16 protein-coding genes are annotated in these 17,001 nt (G+C 66.5%); 10 read left to right on the forward strand and 6 right to left on the reverse strand.

Features of this window, described 5'->3' with window-relative positions:
• Positions 1-178: 178 nt before the first annotated feature.
• The 6 genes from CLU88_RS12835 (at position 179) to CLU88_RS12860 (ending at position 5,298) form a co-directional block, all read left to right on the forward strand.
• Entirely contained in the window at positions 179-1,801 is a 1,623-nt protein-coding gene (locus tag CLU88_RS12835; protein WP_099658843.1) for a DUF4139 domain-containing protein, read from the forward strand.
• Positions 1,798-2,346: a phosphatidylglycerophosphatase A gene (locus tag CLU88_RS12840; protein WP_099656930.1), complete on the forward strand. Its 549-nt coding sequence runs from the start codon at positions 1,798-1,800 to the stop codon at positions 2,344-2,346. The genes CLU88_RS12835 and CLU88_RS12840 overlap by 4 nt, the downstream gene beginning before the upstream one ends.
• Positions 2,347-2,480: 134 nt before the next feature.
• Positions 2,481-2,909 (forward strand): CinA family protein, encoded by a 429-nt coding sequence (locus CLU88_RS12845; protein ID WP_369827695.1) that lies wholly within the window; start codon positions 2,481-2,483, stop codon positions 2,907-2,909.
• Between the two features lie 187 nt (positions 2,910-3,096).
• Positions 3,097-4,245: an FMNH2-dependent alkanesulfonate monooxygenase gene (gene ssuD / locus CLU88_RS12850; protein WP_099656932.1), complete on the forward strand. Its 1,149-nt coding sequence runs from the start codon at positions 3,097-3,099 to the stop codon at positions 4,243-4,245.
• 105 nt (positions 4,246-4,350) lie between these two features.
• Complete coding sequence (locus tag CLU88_RS12855; RefSeq protein WP_099656933.1) at positions 4,351-4,839, forward strand: nuclear transport factor 2 family protein; 489 nt, start codon at positions 4,351-4,353, stop codon at positions 4,837-4,839.
• Between the two features lie 144 nt (positions 4,840-4,983).
• The gene (locus CLU88_RS12860) at positions 4,984-5,298 is read left to right on the forward strand and encodes a toxin-antitoxin system YwqK family antitoxin (RefSeq protein WP_099656934.1); all 315 of its coding nucleotides are present in this window, start codon (positions 4,984-4,986) and stop codon (positions 5,296-5,298) included.
• 125 nt (positions 5,299-5,423) lie between these two features.
• Here the strand turns inward: CLU88_RS12860 and CLU88_RS12865 are convergent, their stop codons facing one another.
• Positions 5,424-5,810 carry a hypothetical protein gene (locus CLU88_RS12865; protein WP_099656935.1) on the reverse strand — a complete coding sequence of 129 codons (387 nt, stop codon included), beginning with the start codon at positions 5,808-5,810 and terminating at the stop codon, positions 5,424-5,426.
• Between the two features lie 545 nt (positions 5,811-6,355).
• On the opposite strand from CLU88_RS12865, the gene CLU88_RS12870 reads away from it, so the two are divergent.
• Entirely contained in the window at positions 6,356-7,957 is a 1,602-nt protein-coding gene (locus CLU88_RS12870) for a hypothetical protein (protein WP_143225999.1), read from the forward strand.
• A gap of 19 nt (positions 7,958-7,976) precedes the next feature.
• Here the strand turns inward: CLU88_RS12870 and CLU88_RS12875 are convergent, their stop codons facing one another.
• The gene (locus tag CLU88_RS12875; RefSeq protein ID WP_099656937.1) at positions 7,977-9,497 is read right to left on the reverse strand and encodes a SulP family inorganic anion transporter; all 1,521 of its coding nucleotides are present in this window, start codon (positions 9,495-9,497) and stop codon (positions 7,977-7,979) included.
• A 321-nt stretch (positions 9,498-9,818) separates the two neighbouring features.
• Positions 9,819-10,685, reverse strand: a complete 867-nt coding sequence (locus tag CLU88_RS12880) for a UPF0149 family protein (protein WP_233205460.1) — start codon at positions 10,683-10,685, stop codon at positions 9,819-9,821.
• A gap of 176 nt (positions 10,686-10,861) precedes the next feature.
• Here CLU88_RS12880 and CLU88_RS12885 point away from each other — a divergent pair, with 176 nt between their 5' ends.
• Both CLU88_RS12885 and CLU88_RS12890 read left to right on the forward strand, forming a co-directional pair.
• Positions 10,862-12,526: an FMN-binding glutamate synthase family protein gene (locus CLU88_RS12885; protein WP_099656938.1), complete on the forward strand. Its 1,665-nt coding sequence runs from the start codon at positions 10,862-10,864 to the stop codon at positions 12,524-12,526.
• Positions 12,527-12,571: 45 nt separating this feature from the next.
• A complete protein-coding gene (locus CLU88_RS12890) occupies positions 12,572-13,408 on the forward strand; it encodes a hypothetical protein (protein ID WP_099656939.1) in 837 nt (278 codons plus the stop codon).
• Positions 13,409-13,626: 218 nt separating this feature from the next.
• Here the strand turns inward: CLU88_RS12890 and CLU88_RS12895 are convergent, their stop codons facing one another.
• From CLU88_RS12895 to CLU88_RS12905, 3 genes are read right to left on the reverse strand one after another with little or no spacing between them, the layout of a single operon-like run.
• Entirely contained in the window at positions 13,627-14,142 is a 516-nt protein-coding gene (locus CLU88_RS12895) for a putative toxin-antitoxin system toxin component, PIN family (RefSeq protein WP_099658845.1), read from the reverse strand.
• Entirely contained in the window at positions 14,132-15,439 is a 1,308-nt protein-coding gene (locus CLU88_RS12900) for a class I SAM-dependent RNA methyltransferase (protein ID WP_099656940.1), read from the reverse strand. Before CLU88_RS12900 ends, CLU88_RS12895 begins: the two co-directional genes overlap by 11 nt.
• A 42-nt stretch (positions 15,440-15,481) precedes the next feature.
• A complete protein-coding gene (locus tag CLU88_RS12905) occupies positions 15,482-15,943 on the reverse strand; it encodes a thioesterase family protein (RefSeq protein WP_099656941.1) in 462 nt (153 codons plus the stop codon).
• Between the two features lie 475 nt (positions 15,944-16,418).
• On the opposite strand from CLU88_RS12905, the gene CLU88_RS12910 reads away from it, so the two are divergent.
• Entirely contained in the window at positions 16,419-16,958 is a 540-nt protein-coding gene (locus tag CLU88_RS12910; protein WP_099656942.1) for a hypothetical protein, read from the forward strand.
• Positions 16,959-17,001: the final 43 nt, after the last annotated feature.

The following is a 17,001-nucleotide window of genomic DNA, read 5'->3' on the forward strand; positions in this document are numbered from 1 at the left end:
CCAACATAAACAAGCCGTAAAGCGCTGCGCCCCCCGCGTTTTCGCAAGGCCCCACACTGCTAGCATTCCACCCACCGCAAAGCGGGCGCCGCAGCGCCTGCGCCGTTTTGCCCCTCTGCCCCCCAGGAGCCCCGCCGTGAAGCACACCACACCTGCCCGCCCCTTGCCCCCTGCCGCCATGACCACCCTGGCCACACTGGCCGCCCTGTGGGCCGCCGCCAGCCCGGCGCTGGCGCAAGACACCGCCTCGCGGATTGCCCGCGTCACCGTGTACCCCGGCAGCGCCACGGTCGAGCGCGTGGCCAAGGTGCCCGCAGGCGCGCGCAGCATCACGCTGGGCTGCCTGCCCGCGTCGCTCGATGCGCAAAGCCTGCAGATCAACGCCGACCCCGCAGTGCGCGTGGGCGAATTCAATGTGCGCACCGAAGACCGCGACGTGGTGGCCGCCTGCGCCAGCCCGCTCGATGGCCGCATCCGCGAGCTGGAAGACCAGATTGCCGCCATCAAGGCCGAAGCCGCCTCGCTGCAACTGGTCGATGGCTACCTGAAGAACGTAGCGACCGGGGGAGCCGGCACCGAAACACCCGCAGGCCGCCTGCAAGCCACCACACCCGCACAGATCGCTGCCACCGCCGACGCACTGCGCAAATCGGCGCAAGAGTCGCAAACCCGCGCCCACCAACTGCAGCGCAAGCAAGAGGCGCTGGAACTGGCCCTCAAGCCCCTGACCGCCGAGCGCGAGCGCACGGCCAGCCAGCGCGCACAGGTGGTCTCCGTCACCGTCACGCTGGCCACTGACCGCGAGGCCGAGCTGCGCCTGTCCTACCAGGTGCGCGGCACCGGCTGGCAGCCCACCTACCGGGCAACGCTGGACGCCGCCAAACCCAGCGTGCTGCTGGAGCGCCAGGCCCTGGTGGCACAAAACAGTGGCGAGGACTGGAGCAATGTGCAGCTCACCCTCTCCACCGGCCAGCCCGGGCGCGCCACCCAGGGCCGCCTGCCCCGCCCCTGGACGCTGGACATCGCCCCGCCCATGCCCAAGGTGGCCATGCCCGCCGCTGCCATGGCCATGGCAGCCCCGCCGCCGCCCGCATCGCCCGTGGCACGCCGCGCCAGTGCCGACGAGGCGCTGCCCAGCTTTGAAGTGAGCAGCACCGACAAGGCCTTTGCCACTGAATTTGCGGTGCCCCAGCGCATCACCGTTCCGTCCAACGGCCAGCGTGTGACGCTGGCCTTGGGCAACTACACCGCGCCCGCCACGCTGCTCACCCGCACCGCCCCCGCGGTGGAAGAAGCCGCCTACCTGGTGGCCGAGCTGACACCGCCCCCCGGAGTGTGGCCCGTGGGCACAGCCAACCTGTACCGCGATGGCGCCTTTGTGGGCACAGGCCGCATCGACTTTGCCACCGCAGCCAACACAACCGGCACCAATGGCACCAGCAGCCTGGCCTTTGGGCGCGACGACCTGATCACCGTGCGCGCCGAGCCCGTGCAAGACCTGACGGGCAGCACCGGCTTCACCGGCTCGCGTGTGGAACGCCGCACCCGCCGCGCTTACACGTTGGAGAACCGCCACAAGACGCCTGTGACGCTGCAGGTGCTGCATGCCGCGCCCCAATCGCGCAACGAAAAAATCGAGGTCGAATCGCGCTACCAGCCCCAACCCGCCGAATTGGCCTGGAACCGCACCCCCGGCACCGTGGCCTGGCAGCAGCCCCTGGCCGCAGGCGCCACCGCGCAGTTCAGCGCCGAGCACACCATCCGCTACGCCAAAGACCTGGAAGTGCAGGAACGCCAATGACCTTTGATTCCCCCACCCCTGCAGCCGCAGCCCCCGGCCAGGGCGCGCCCCGCCGCGCCAGCGCCGCCTTCATGCTGGCCCACCCGGCCCACGCCATTGCGCTGGGCTTTGGCTCGGGCCTCTCGCCCATCGCGCCGGGCACCGTGGGCACGCTGTGGGGCTGGATGTCGTTTTCGGTGCTCAAGCCCTGGCTCAATGCCTGGCAAATGGGCGCACTGATCGCAGGCGGCGCCCTGGTGGGCTGGTGGGCCTGCACCACCGCCGCCCGCAACCTGCGCGTGGCCGACCCCGGCGCCATCGTGTGGGACGAAATCGTGGCCTTCTGGCTCGTGCTGTGGCTGGCCATGCCCATGGGCCTCACGGGCCAGATCGTGGCCTTCGCCCTGTTCCGCTTTTTTGACGCCGCCAAGCCCGGCCCCGTGGGCTGGGCCGACAGCCTGTTCAAAGGCTTTGGCTGGCGCGGTGGCTGGGGCATTTTGTTTGACGACTTTGTGGCCGGCTTCTGCACGCTGCTGGTGATTGCACTGTGGAGGTTCTTGGCATGAGCCCCGCAGACCCCACCGGCCTGTCCGCACCGACACTTCAATCACTATCAAAAAGTGAGCTGCTAGCGCTTACCAATCAAGCGCTAGAGGCTAATTTGATTCAAATATCTGCCACCCTGCTTACACGCGGCTGGATGCTGGCCACCGCCGAGAGCTGCACCGGCGGCATGATCGCCGCCGCCTGCACCGACCTGGCAGGTTCGAGCCAGTGGTTTGAGCGCGGCTTCGTCACTTACTCGAACGAGGCCAAGACCGAACTGCTGGGCGTGCCCGCTGCGCTGATCGCCGAGCACGGCGCCGTGAGCGAGCCCGTGGCCCGCGCCATGGCCCAAGGCGCCGTGGCCCACTCCCGCGCCCAGGTGGCCGTGGCCGTCACCGGCATTGCAGGCCCCACAGGCGGCAGCGCCGACAAACCCGTGGGCACCGTCTGGTTTGGCTGGAACGTGAACGGCACCGTGACCACCGCCACCCGCCGCTTCGACGGCGACCGCGCCGCCGTGCGCCAGCAGACGCTGCACTGGGCCTGCGAGCGGTTGAACGCGCTGCTGCACGCAAGCGCCTGAGCCGTCCCGCGCACGGCGTCTGCCAGGGGTGCAATGCACACCCCGCTTATGCAAAAACCGAGCATGCATATGCGCCCACCGATGCAAGCAAACCCAGTGCCCATGCGGGTTTGCGGCAGATCAAACGGTGGTGCAGGCGCATTCGAACAATGGGGCTTTCCTTCATTCCTGATGCTGAAAGTCCCTCATGAGCCTCAACGTTTTCTGGTTCCTTCCCACCCACGGCGATGGCCGTTACCTTGGCAGCACGCAGCAAGCGCGGGCGGTCGACCAAACCTATTTGCAGCAGATTGCACAGGCGGCTGAGCGCCTGGGCTACGGCGGCGTGCTGGTGCCCACAGGGCGCTCGTGCGAGGACTCGTGGGTCATCGCCTCCAACCTGGCGGCCGTCACGCGCACGCTCAAGTTTTTGGTGGCGCTGCGGCCCACCACGTTCTCCGTCACGGCCAATGCGCGCATGGCCGCCACGCTGGACCGCCTCTCGGCCGGGCGCCTGCTCATCAACGTGGTGGCCGGGGGCGATGCGGGCGACCTGGAGGCCGATGGCACCTTTCTCTCGCACGATGCACGCTACGACCATGCGCGCGAATTCCTCACCGTGTGGAAAGGCCTGCTGGCGGGCGAGACGGTGGACTTTGATGGCGAGCACATCAAAGTCAAAGGTGCGCGCCAGCTCTTTCCACCGCTGCAGCAGCCGCACCCGCCGCTGTACTTTGGTGGCTCGTCCCCCGCTGCGCACGACCTGGCGGCCGAGCAGGTGGAGCTGTACATCTCGTGGGGCGAGCGCCCCGAAGATGTGGCAGCCAAGTTTGCCGACATCCGCGCCCGCGCCGCCGCCAAGGGCCGCACCGTGCGCTTTGGCGTGCGCCTGCACGTGATCGTGCGCGAGACCGAGCAAGAAGCCTGGGCCGCCGCCGACCGACTGATCAGCGAGCTGGACGACGACACGGTGGCCCGCGCACAGGCGGCACTGGCGCGCCTGGACTCGGAAGGCCAGCAGCGCATGAGCGCTCTGCACGGCGGCAAGCGCGACAAGCTGGAGATCAGCCCCAACCTGTGGGCCGGTGTGGGCCTGGTGCGCGGCGGCGCGGGCACGGCCTTGGTGGGCAACCCGCAGCAAGTGGCAGACCGCCTGAAGGAATACGCGGCACTGGGGGCTGACACGTTTGTGCTCTCAGGCTATCCGCACCTGGAAGAGGCCTACCGCTTTGCCGAGCTGGTGTTCCCCCTGCTGCCCGTGGCGGTGCAAGAGAAGGTGGGCGCCACGCTGCTGAGCCCGTTTGGCGAAGCCATTGCAGATGGTGCCGTGCCCCGGCTCAAGGTCGCGCAGAGCTGATACGGCGGCCGGGCGGCGTGCTGAACTGCGGCCAGCGTCGCCCAGGCGGCAGTGCGGCCACCGCCCAGCGGGTAGCATGGGCGCCCACATTCAGGAGGAGACCCCATGCACCCCAACGCCCAGACCCTGCAGCGCTTTTACACCGCCTTCAGCCAGCTCGACCACGCCACCATGGCCGCCTGCTACGCGCCCAACGCCACGTTTGACGACGAGGCCTTCTCGCTCAAGGGCCGCGAGCAGGTGGGCGGCATGTGGCGCATGCTGTGCAGCGCCACCCAAAAGCCCGGCGCGGCCGAGCACTGGAAGCTGGAGTTCAACGGCATCGAAGCCGACGCCAACGGCGGCCGCGCGCACTGGGAGGCGCACTACCTCTTCAGCGCCACCGGGCGCAAGGTGCACAACATCATCGACGGCACCTTCACCTTCACGCCCGACGGGCTCATCGCCACCCACCGCGACCGCTTCAGCTTCTGGCGATGGTCGCGCCAGGCCCTGGGCCTGCCGGGCGTGCTGCTGGGCTGGTCGCCTTCGCTCAAACGCAAGGTGCGGAGTACGGCGGCGGGGAACTTGAAGAAGTTTTTGGCGCAGGGGTGAGGGGGGTTGCTGTTCACGGGCAATAGAGTCTGAGACAGCGAGAAGGTCCGCTGCAGGCTCATGCGGGACGCGTCCGCGAGTGAGTACTATCGGCCAACAGTTGACGTTCCCAATCCTCTGTCAACTCTCCCCCACACAAATAGTATGAACATCAATACTGAGCTGAACATCGCCGAGATTCCCCACGAGTCAGGAGTCATCAGGTTCCGCTATGCGAGGGTGATGGCAGCAGACGGCACGCGATGGGTTCGACACGGTCTCTTCGTTGAGTACGATGAAAATGGAACCATGATTTCGGAAGGCCATTACAAAGATGGCAAGGAATGCGGGCTTTGGCGTGACTACCATCCGAACGGCCAACCTGCAGCAGAAGGTTGCTATCGCGATGGCAAGGAGGTCGGCGTGTGGCGGTTCTGGAGTCCCGAGGGAACCGAAGAGCCAAGTACGAATTTCAACTGACGGCCAGGAGCAGCCGGTGGTGGCAGGTGGAAGCGGGTGTTCAACGTGGAAGTAAGCGGACGCCGGAGCGTGCAGCGCGGAGGGAACCACAAGCGCAGCTTGTGGAGGTCCGCTTGTCGGAAGGTTTAGGCGCCACCGTCAGCGGCTTTCGGATGCGGCTGCCCGCTGTGTCGGCGGCTGACTAGTTTGTAGTATAGAAACACGGACATTGCTACCAAGCCGAAATACAAGGCACTCAGTATCCAACCGTCGCCGGGGCGATTGAACTCCGAAAGCGCGTCGTTCGACAGAGCAATCCAGAGAATAAGCAGGGGGACCAGTGCCACGGTTGCAATCAGATTTCTCAGCCAGCTGTATCTCAATGCCATGAACAGTCCAAGAAGAGCGTTGAATAGAAGAAGAGTTGGGAGGCCAATCAAGGCCGTCGTAGCGCCGTCATAGTTGGTCGCAATCGCGCTGCTACTTGCGATGAGCAGAAAAGAAGTGCTCGCAATTCGAGTGATAGTGGACATGGCGCCTAACGTAATTTAGACCGTAAAACCTGCGGGATAATCTGGACACTGATTCCTCCTGGAGGCCGCTTGCAGCATAGCTTTGCAAGCGATGAGCTGTTCAAAAGTTCAGGTATAAAAATTCCATGAAACTCGGCACGCGCTAAGTCAGCAAACTATAGCTTGCCGTAGGCAGATACCGTGATTTCCAGCAGCCGCTGCAGCAAGTCAATGGCGGCTTTCAGGCGGCACTTCTGAACAGCTGCGCTGGGCCCAAAGCACCCCATCGCAACCCTGTTCACCCAGCAGCCACATTCACACCAGCTGCACGCAGTGGCCCGAGTACAAACCAAACAGGCCTCTAGCGCTTTCTAATCAAGCGCAAATAGCTATCAAATACATAGCAATCTCACCATGCAGCATGGGTAGCACGCCTAGCTACCGCATTGGCGGGGCCACCAGCCTGCATGTGTCGCCCCTGGCGCCCATTCGCCCTACAGATTGCCCCCAACGCGCCGATAAATAGATAACTGTTTGTCAAACCAACACCCCGGGAGGGAACGCCCTTGACGTCGCTATCGCTGTTGTCTGCCGCGCGCGGGGCCGTGCCAACGCCTTCTATGGATCGCGAGGTGTTGCGCCAGCGGGTGCAAGAGGCGGGCGGCGATGCCCTGGCCTCTGCATCCACCGCAGCCGCAGTGCAGACCGGGGCCACAGACGATGCAGTGCCCACGGCGTCGATCATCTGGAGCACGCAGTCGCAAGACCGGGCGGTGCCGCCCGACAACACCTACGGACCGCTGGTGTCGGTCGCCTGGGGATCGGGGCCCAAGGCTGAGTTGCCCGACAGCCCGGCGGCAGAGCCACAGCGTGTGCAGGCCTGGGCCACCGCGCCCGCTGGCGATGCCATCAGCCGCCAGATGGCGCACAACGAGTTTCGCAGCACCGAGCGCACCCTGGCCAGCCAATGGAACGGCCTGGGCAGTGCGCTGTTGTCGATGGCTTCCGCCCCATCGACATCGCCACTGAACTACCAGCAGACCTTGCTGTCGGCGGCAGACCCAACGCAGCCCCTGAAAGAGCAGTTTGACCGCCTTCAGAAAGGCGCCACCACCGTCACGCTGCAGATCAAAACACGGTCGGGGCAGACGGTGGACTTGCAGATTGCGGTCAACCGGCAGCCAGGGGCATTGGGCGAGGGCAGCAGCCAGGGCTTGCAGGTGTCCGTCAGCAGCACCGGGCCGCTGAGCGAGACAGAGCGCCGGGCACTGGCCGCGCTGTCGCAAGGGCTGGAGGACACGCTGGCCGGGCTGGGCGATGCCGATGCGCCGGAGATCGATCTCTCGGGCCTGCTGGCCTATGACCGCAGCGCGTTTTCGCAACTGAATCTGGACATTCAGAACCCCACGGCTTCGGCGGCCCTGGGGTCATTTGCCTTGCACCTGGGCGATGGCGGCAGTTCGCTGTCGTACCAGGGCGCTGCGGGCAAGATGGACCTGCGGCTGGACGCTACGCCACCCTTTCAAACGGGCAGCGCGCAGCAGCGCCAGGCGGCCATTGCGCAGCAGCTGCAGCTCATCGATGCCGCAGCAGACCGCAGCCACGCCGATGAAAAGCTGGTGGCCTTGTTCAAAAGCAGCTTTTCGCAATTGCACGGTGCAGCGCCCACCACGGCGGGCGACACCCCCGTGGGCGAGACCAGCGCGGTGGACGCGGCCCTGGTCGAGAAGGTGCAGCCCCTGCTCAGCGGCCTGGTGGACTTTGAGGCCAGCTTCAGCGGCGACTTCAGCCGTGACAACCGCTGGGGCAATGTCAACGAGCAGGGCAAGGCGCAATACGCCATCAGCCAGAAGACCACCGTCGATGCGGACCGCAAGGAAAAGACGGCAGGCATCATTCAGACGCAAAGCGAGCAGCTGCAATCGAACTACGCCAAGGCACGCTATGACGGCGCACTCGACATCCTCTCAGGCAATTTTGACCGGTATGCCATCCAGGACCACCGCACCGTGAGCACCCTGATCAGCGCAGCCGATAACAAGCTCACCAGTGCCGTGCGCAGCACCGACCGGCAGCAGCTGGAAACCCATGAAACGGTGGTGAAGCACCGCGTGGTGGACCGGCGCGAGACGCCGGACCAGCAGCACCTGCTGACGCTGCTGATGTAAGCGCCTGTTCCCCGTCTTTTCAACCGGCGGCTGGATCGCCCCGCAAGCGGCCCGCCACCGCGTCGTCGCCCAAACGGTCAATCAGCACCGCACTGGCTTCGCTGAGCCCCAGCACCTGCACCGTGCAGCCGTGGTGGCGCAAGCGCTGCACCACCTTGTCGAGTGCAGCCACAGCGGTGATGTCCCAGAAGTGCGCGTGCGTCACATCAATGCACACCGCGCGGCCTTCGGCGCCCAGCACGTCAAACGCCTCGATGAACGCATCGGCCGAGGCAAAGAACACCTGGCCGGACACGTGCCAAGTGCGTTGGCCGGTCTGGGCATCGTCGTGCATGCGCACATCGAGCATGCGCGAGACCTTGAACGCAAAGAACACGCCACTGAGCACCACACCCACGGCCACCCCAGCGGCCAGGTTGTGCGTGGCGATGGTGACGGCCACGGTGGCCAGCATAGCGGCGCTGGACAGGCGCGGGTGGCGCACCAGGGCGCTCAGCGATTTCCAGTCAAACGTTTCGGCCGACACCATGACCATGATGGCCACCAGCGCAATCACCGGTACCTGCGACACCCAGGGCTTGAGCGCCACCATGAGGATGAGCAGGAACACCCCGGCAAACAGCGTGGACAGGCGCCCGCGCCCGCCGTACTTAACGTTGCCCACGGCCTGGCCGATCATGCCGCAGCCCGCAATGCCGCCAAACAGGCTGGCTGCGATGTTGGCAAGCCCCAAGCCCGCGCATTCGCGGTTCTTGTCGCTGGGCGTGTCGGTCAGTTCATCGACCACGGCGGCGGTGAGCACCGATTCGAGCAGGCCGACCATGGCAATTGCCAGCGCGGGCAGCAGGATGATGCGCAGCGTGTCGAGCGACGCGGGCACCTGCGGCAGCGCAAACACAGGCAGCGCATCGGGCAGTCGGCCCAGGTCACCCACGGTGGGCAGGTGCAGCCCCAGCGCCGAGGCCAGCACCGTGAGCACCACCACGCAGATCAGCGGTGACGGGATCACGGACAGCGCAGGCCACGCCAGCCGCTGGCCCAGCCACGGCAGGCCATAGATGAGCGCCAGCCCCAGCGCCAGCGCACCCCAGGTGGCCACACTGGCGCCGTGCAAGTGCGGCAGCTGCGCGGCGAAGATGAGGAGGGCCAGCGCATTCACGAAACCCGTGCGCACCGAACTGGACACGAAACGCATCAGCACGCCCAGCTTCATCAGCCCAAACGCCACCTGCACGGCCCCGGCCAGCAACCCCGCCGCCAGCAAATAGCCCAGCCCGTGCGACTGCACCAGCGGCGCAGCCACCAGCGCCACCGAGCCCGCAGCGGCCGACACCATGGCGGGCCGCCCGCCCGTGAAGGCAATGACCAGGCTGATGACAAACGAGGCAAAGAGCCCCACCGAAGGGTCCACGCCCGCCACGAAGGAGAAGGCGATGACTTCGGGGATCAGCGCAAAGGTGGCCACGGCCCCGGCCAGCAGCTCGCGGGGAATGCTGGGCGCCCATTCGGCGCGCAGGCGGGTGAGGAAAGATGGATTCATGGAAGCTGCAAAGCAAAGCGCGCCCGAAGGCGCGCTGCGAGACATATCAAACAAAAAAGGCTCTAGCGCTTACCTAAAAAGCGCAAGCAGCTATAAATTAAATAGCAAAAACACATTACATCTCACCGAGGATAGGGGGTCACAAGTTCGCATCAATCCCGATCTCGTCGATGCGCGCAGCCCTACCAGCGGCCACCGCGCAAGGGCCGCCAACCTGCGCGGGCGGCGCTTTGCTTGCAAGCGCTGGTGGCGTCCCCCTTCCCGAATCGCATAGCGATTCGAGAGAAGGGGGAAGGCGCGTAGCGCCTTAGGGGGTTGTACTCATCCTCCGTGGCACTTCTTGTACTTCTTGCCGCTGCCGCAGTGGCAAGGGTCGTTGCGGCCAGGCTCTGGGGCTTTGCGCAGGGTCTCCACGCGGGGGCCCATGCTCTTCCACAGCTGGCGCAGGTCGTACACGGCCCAGATGGCTTCGCCAAAGGTCTCCACGCGCGCCTGGCTGGTGCTGGGAGGGCCGTCTTCGTTGTACATGCAGACTTCGGGCTTGCCGGTGTCGTCTTCCGTCAGGGCGACGACGCTGCTGAGCGCATCGTCCAGCCACTTGGCGGCTTCCTTGTCACGGGGGGCGGCCCAGTCTTCGGGCCAGTTTTCTACGGCGAACATGAAGCCGAGGGCCCACACCTGGCCAAAGGACGGGATTTCCTGGCCCGCCATCTCGGCCCGTTCTTCCTCGGGCAGGCTGGCCACGGCGCCGCGCATGTCCATGGCTTCGGGCTGGAAGGTGCGGTCGTCGTCCAGCGTCTTCACGTCGGTGTCGAGCTGGGTCACGATCTCGTTCCAGCGGCGCATCCACAGCTCCATGAAGCGCGCTTGCTGGGCCGCATCGGCAAAGGCGGGCAGCAGGGGCAGGGGTTCGCCGTCGGCCACTTCCAGCTCAGCGCCGTCGCCCAGCAGCATGGGCAGGTATTCGGCCGGGGCGATGGGGCGGCGGCTGCAGATCAGCGCGGTCATGAAGCCGTCGCAGAACTCCCACTGCGGGATTTCTTCGCCGCGTGTGCGCAGGTCGTCCAGCAGGTTGTCGAGCTCTTCCAGCTCTTCAGGGGCCAAACCGACGGTGCTGTCGGCAGGCGCGGCGTTGGCAGGGGTCAGGTCGGCGTCGGCCTGCGGTGTGGAGGATTCGGTGGGGGTCATGGATGAGGGCTCCGATAGGGGGAAGGCAGCCGGGGCGCGCAGGTGGCAAAGCTCTTATGATGCCTCGCACCGGCCCGCCCGGCCGGGGCGCAAAGCGGCCCCAAAATCGGCGGGTGCGCGCCGCGCCAAGGCGGCGAGTGTAGCCCGCCGCATCCCGAACCCCTCTAGCGACCGCCATGATCCACCAACTCAACCAGCTCTACCCGGTGCGCTACACAGCCTTTGCGCTGTGCATTGCCGCCCTGCTCTTCAATGCGGTGGCCCTGGTGGTCTGGGGGCCTGCCCTGGTGTGGCTGGCCACGCTGGCGGTGCTGGCGGCCTTGGTGGCCCTGGGCATTTACGACGTGCGCCAGCAGCGCCACGCCATCTTGCGCAATTACCCGGTCATCGGCCACATCCGCTTCATGCTCGAATACGTGCGGCCCGAGGTGCGCCAGTACTTCATTGAAAGCGACAGCGAGGCCGCGCCGTTCTCGCGCGCACAGCGCTCGCTGGTGTACCAGCGCGCCAAGGGCGACCCGGACAACCGCCCCTTTGGCACGCACCTGGATGTGGGGGCGCAGGGCTATGAGTGGGTCAACCACTCAATGGCGCCCACGCAACTGGCCTCGCACGACTTTCGGGTGTGGATTGGCGGCAGCCCGGATGCGGCATCGGCCTCGGTGGCGCCGTGCACCCAGCCCTACCAGGCCAGCGTGTTCAACATCTCGGCCATGAGCTTTGGCGCGCTGTCGGCGCAGGCCATCAAGGCGCTGAACCTGGGCGCCAAGAACGGCGGCTTTGCGCACGACACGGGCGAGGGCAGCATCAGCGAGCACCACCGCGTGCATGGCGGTGATTTGATCTGGGAGATTGGATCGGGCTACTTTGGCTGCCGCAACGACGATGGCAGCTTCAGCCCCGAGCGCTTTGCGGCCAACGCGCAAGACCCGCAGGTGAAGATGATCGAGCTGAAGCTGAGCCAGGGCGCCAAGCCCGGCCACGGCGGTGTGCTGCCCGGCGCCAAGGTGACGGCCGAGATCGCCGCCGCCCGGGGCGTGCCCGAGGGCCATGCCTGCATCTCGCCCGCACGGCACAGTGCGTTCAGCACACCGGTGGAGATGATGCAGTTCATCGCCCGGCTGCGGCAGCTCTCGGGCGGCAAGCCCACGGGCTTCAAGTTCTGCCTGGGCCACCCGTGGGAGTGGTTTGCCATCGTCAAGGCCATGCTGGAGACCGGCATCACCCCCGACTTCATCGTGGTCGATGGGGCCGAGGGCGGCACGGGTGCTGCGCCGGTCGAATTCACCGACCACGTCGGAGCCCCGCTGCAAGAGGGCCTGCTGCTGGTGCACAACACGCTGGTGGGCGTGAACCTGCGCGAGCGGGTGCGCATTGGCTGCGCAGGCAAGGTGATCAGCGCCTTCGACATTGCCCGCATGATGGCGCTGGGGGCCGACTGGTGCAACGCCGGGCGCGGCTTCATGATGGCGCTGGGTTGCATCCAGGCGCAAAACTGCCACACCGGCCACTGCCCCACAGGCGTGGCCACGCAAGACCCGCAGCGCCAGCAGGCCCTGGTGGTGCCCGACAAGGCCACGCGCGTGGCGCAGTTCCATCGCAGCACGCTGCATGCGCTGCAAGAGCTGGTGCAGGCGGCGGGCCTCATGCACCCGAGCGACATCACCGCGCACCACATCGTGCGCCGCATCAGCGACACCGAGGTGCGCCTGCTCTCCAACCTGATCGCGCGCGTGGAGCCTGGCGCGCTGCTGGGGCCGCTGGAGGCGCAGCACAATGTGTTCCGCCAATACTGGCCCCTGGCCAACTCCTACAGTTTTCAGGCCCACACTGCGGTGTAGCCTGCCGTCTGCGCCTTCCGCTTTCGCTTCCCGCTGTCCGCCTTCATGAATTTGCCCGCCATTTCTGAGCACCTGCAGGTGCCCGCCCCCGCCCCGGCGGTGGACTACGCCGCCTTCCTGGCCCGCCAGCTGCAAACCCAGCAATTCAATGCCGCCTGCTACCGCCTGGGCGACGAGCAGGTGTGGGTGAAAAAAGCCAACACGCCGCACGGCATGGCGCGCTACCGCGTGCTGGGCGCGCTGGCGCTGCTGTTTGGCCTGCCCGTGCTGCAGCCTGTGCCCAACCTGGGCGGCAACATTGCCATCGCCACCGAGGTGCAGCGCCTGCGCGACCTGGCCGCACGCGGCCTGCGCGTGCCCACCGTGCTGGCCGCGCAAGACAACGGCTTTTTGATGCGCCACCTGGGGCGCCCGGCCGAGCAAACGCCCTCGCTGGGCAACGAGATCGAGGCGGCCGTGCCCGCAGGCCCTGAGGCCGTGCTGCGCCTGTGGGTGCAGGGGCTGCGCGCCATTGAGCTGGTGCACAACCAGGGCGCCTGCTTGAGCCAGGCCTTTGCCCGCAACCTGGTGCGCTGCCCCGATGGCGTGGTGGGCTACGTGGACTTTGAAGACGACCCCATGGCCGTGCTGCCGCTGCCGCTGTGCCATGGGCGCGATGCGCTGTGCTACGCGCATTCCACCGCCATTTACCTGCGCCAGTGCGGCGCACTGGAAGACGCACGCCCCTTGTGGGCGCAGTGGATTGCGGCCCGGGGCCCGGCCCTGCAAGCGGTGATGGCGCAAAGCGTGCGCCGCCTGCGCCTGGCCCGCCACCTGCCCCAAAGCCGCAAGCTGGGGCGCGATGTGCAGCGCGTGCGCGCGGCGTATGACTTGATGGCCTGAGAGGCGGGTTCAGATGCAGGCAGATGCAGATCGGGCGAACCGCAAGCATCACCCGTCAGGCCGCGTCCAAACCAAAGAACGTCGAGTTACGCTGCGCTAACCCGACCTACGGGGCGCAGCAAGGCCCAGCAAGGGTTCAACGGCGTAGATCGGGTTAGCCGAAGGCGTCACCCGACAGCCCCCCGACAAAACCACCACCACACCACCCACGCGTAGGGTTACGCTGCAGCAACCTCTGCGGCCATGGCGGCCTCATTTGCTACCAAAACAATAGCTGTTACCGCTTGCGTATCCAGCGCTAGCAGCCTTTTTCGCATGCAAATCACGGCCTTGTCCTTGCTGAGCAAGATGGCGCGGTGCGCCACGGCCAGGTCGATGAACTGCTGGTCGTCGGCGTCCTTGCACACGGCCGACACGCGCGGAGCCACGTCCACCCAGCGCACCTGCGCGTCGTAGCGGGCCAGCACATCGGCGGCGGTGAGCTGGTAGTACGCCAGGCGCGGCACGATTTGCGGGTAGGCCAGCACGCGGGCCAGCTCGGTTCGCATGGCCTGCGTGGCCACCCATTGCAGGCGGCCTGCGGCCAGCAGCGCCCGCACCGGGGCCACGGCCTCGTCGGCAAACACCAGCAGGTCGAGCACGATGTTGGTGTCCAGCACCAGGGCGCGCACGGGCTCGTCGCCCACCGGATGGGCGGGCAGCGCCAGCACGGCGCGCAGGGGTTTACTGGCCATGGCTTGCCGGGGGTTGGGCACCGCCGCCCTCGCCCACAGCCCCTGCACGGGGTGCGCGCACCGAGCCCTTGATGAGGTCGAAGCGGAACATGCGGCATTCGATGGGGCCGTTCCACATGGGCACGCGGCGCGATTCCTTCAGGCGCATCTTGCCGGGCAGCTTGAGGTCGGGCGTCAGCATCCAGGCCGTCCAACCGCTGTAGTTCTTCTTCCAGTGCGTGGCCAGTTGGCTGAAGAACTCGCCACCATCGTCGGTGTGCGCCTCTTCGCGGCCCACGGCCATGCCCTGGGCACGGTCAGCGGCGCGCTCGCTGGCGTTGCGGCCTGCGCTACCTGCGGCGGCAATGCGCTCGCCGTAGGGCGGGTTGAGCAGCATCACGCCGGGCTGCTCGCACGGCGGCATGCGCTGCAGGGCATCGCCACCGCGCAGTTGCACGGCGTCGGCCACGCCCGCGCGCTCGGCGTTGCGCTGGGCAAAGTCCACCATGCGGTGGGCCACATCGCTGCCAAAAATGGGCACAGGGCTCTTGCAGATGGCGCTGTCAGCTTCGTTTTTGATAGCAGTCCAGACGTGCGCCTGGAAGGGCAGCAGCTTTTCAAACGCAAAGCGGCGCAGCATGCCCGCGGGGATGCGGCAAGCGATCTGCGCGGCTTCGACGGCAATGGTGCCGCTGCCGCAGCAGGGGTCGTACAGGGGCTGGGGGTTGTCGCCGTGCGGGTCCCAGCCGCTGGCGGCGATCATGGCGGCGGCCAGGGTTTCCTTCAGGGGCGCGTCGCCCTTGTCCTCGCGCCAGCCGCGCTTGAACAGCGGCTCGCCCGAGGTGTCGATGTAGATCGTGGCTTCGTCGGTGGTCAGGTGCAGGTGGATGCGCACATCGGGCCACTGGGTATTCACATCGGGGCGCACACCGGACTTGGCACGGAAGCGGTCGGCCACCGCGTCTTTCACCTTGAGGGCGGCGAAATTCAGGCTCTGCAGCGGGCTGTGCTGGGCCGTGACTTCGATCTTGAAGCTCTGGCGCGTGGTGAACCAGATCTCCCAGGCCACCTCGCTGGCCATGGCGTACAGGTCGTTTTCTGAGCGGTAGGGGCGGTGCGCCAGTTGCACCAGCACCCGCTGGGTCAGGCGGCTGTGCAGGTTCAGCTGCAGCGCATGGCGCCACGAGCTGCGCAGCAGCACGCCGCCCCGCCCTACCAGCAGGTCTTGCCCCGTGAGGCCGGTGATGCCGTGCACCTCATCGGCAAGGAAGCCCTCTACACCAGCGGCGCAGGGAAGAAAGAGTTGGAGTTGGTTCATAAATTGGGCGTCAGGATACGCGGTCAGGGCACGCCCTGGCGTTTAAAGCGGTGTGGAAGCCCCCGCAGCGCTTGGCGCACGCGCCAGCAGCAGTTGGCGAATGAAGTCGGGGATGGGCGCTACCTTGCGGTCACTGCGGTGGACAAACACGATGCCCACTTTGCCACGGGCCACAGCCCGGCCGCTGTTTTTTTCGGTCATGCGAAACAGCAGGTCGAACCCATAGCGGTTGAAGTCGGTCGGCGCCATCTCCACCCGCATGGTTTCGCCATGAAAACCCTCAGACTGGTACTGCGCCACGATGTCGCCCACCACGGTGGAGAGGCCACCGACATCGGCCTCCGGATAGCCCAGCGACTTAAAAAAGCGCACGCGCGCCTCAGACACCAGGCTCAGCAGCTGCGCGTTGTCCAGGTGCCCGCCCTGGTTCACGTGGCTGATGTAGATCTGCATCTCGGTGGCAAAGCCAAGCTGCTCGGGAAGGTCGAAAACAATGCGGGACATCGCGCGAAGGGAGTGAATGGTGGTGGCTGGTGGGCAGCGCCCTTGGGGTATGCCCGGCCGGGGGGCAACGAGTGGCCCGGCGGTGGCAGGCCCAGTGGCAAGTTCGGCAGGTTCAATGGGGCTTCGCCACATCCAGGCGGGGCTCTGGCGGGTGGCAACGCGCTTTGGCAAGGCGGCCCCGGCACCTGCACCTGCTACCCGCCCTATGCCACAGCGGCGATTTTAGCGGCTGCCCCGCGCAATGGCCCTGCCAAGGTGGCCCGGCGAATGCCGGATGGGCCTGGGTTCTGCGGTGCCGGGTGCTTTAGAACGGCTCACAAAACTCAGCGAAGCGGCCCTGGCTAGGCGTTCCGCCGCAGGCAGTACAAGGAGTACGACAAGGCGGGACAACGACGCCAGGGAAGTTTGGTCAGCCGCTCTTAGCCACGCAGGTGGTTACAGTGCTGTACCTCTGACTCCCACCCTGTTTCGCCCCATGCTCCGCCGACTCATCACCCTGCTGGCCCTGGCCTGCGCCCTGCCCGTCCATGCCGAAGAACTGCGGGTGGCCTTGCCCGGCCACGACGATCTGGTCATCGACCTCCCCGCCCAATGGCACGCCCAAGTCCGCCGCCCCCGGGCCGAGCTGCCGCCCTCGGTGGCCATCAGCGGCCCCGACGCGAGCGCACTGCAAATGGTGGTCACCCCCATCTGGCCTGTGAATGGCGCACAGCCCGCCACCCCCAGCGAGCTGCGGGCACAGGTGCAAGGCGCAGCCACGCGGGCCAAGCCCAAAGCCGTGGAGGCCGAGCTGCCGCTCAAAGACCTCGGGGCCTCGGGCAAGGTGGGGTATTACTTCTCGGCCACGGACCGGGCCCCGGATGCAGGCGGCTTCAAGCACCTGACCCAAGGCGCCCTGGGCATGAATGAACTGCAAGTGACCTTCACGGTACTGGCCAACGGCCAGGCGGAAGAGCCCACGGCACTGGCGCTGGAGATGCTGCGGTCTTTGCGGCGAGCCCCTGCCGCCAAGTAGACCCGGGCTCAAGCCCGAGGGCTCTGGAACCTGCCGGTGGCAG

The organism is Acidovorax sp. 56 (assembly GCF_002749705.1).
Classification (GTDB): Bacteria; Pseudomonadota; Gammaproteobacteria; order Burkholderiales; family Burkholderiaceae_C; genus Acidovorax.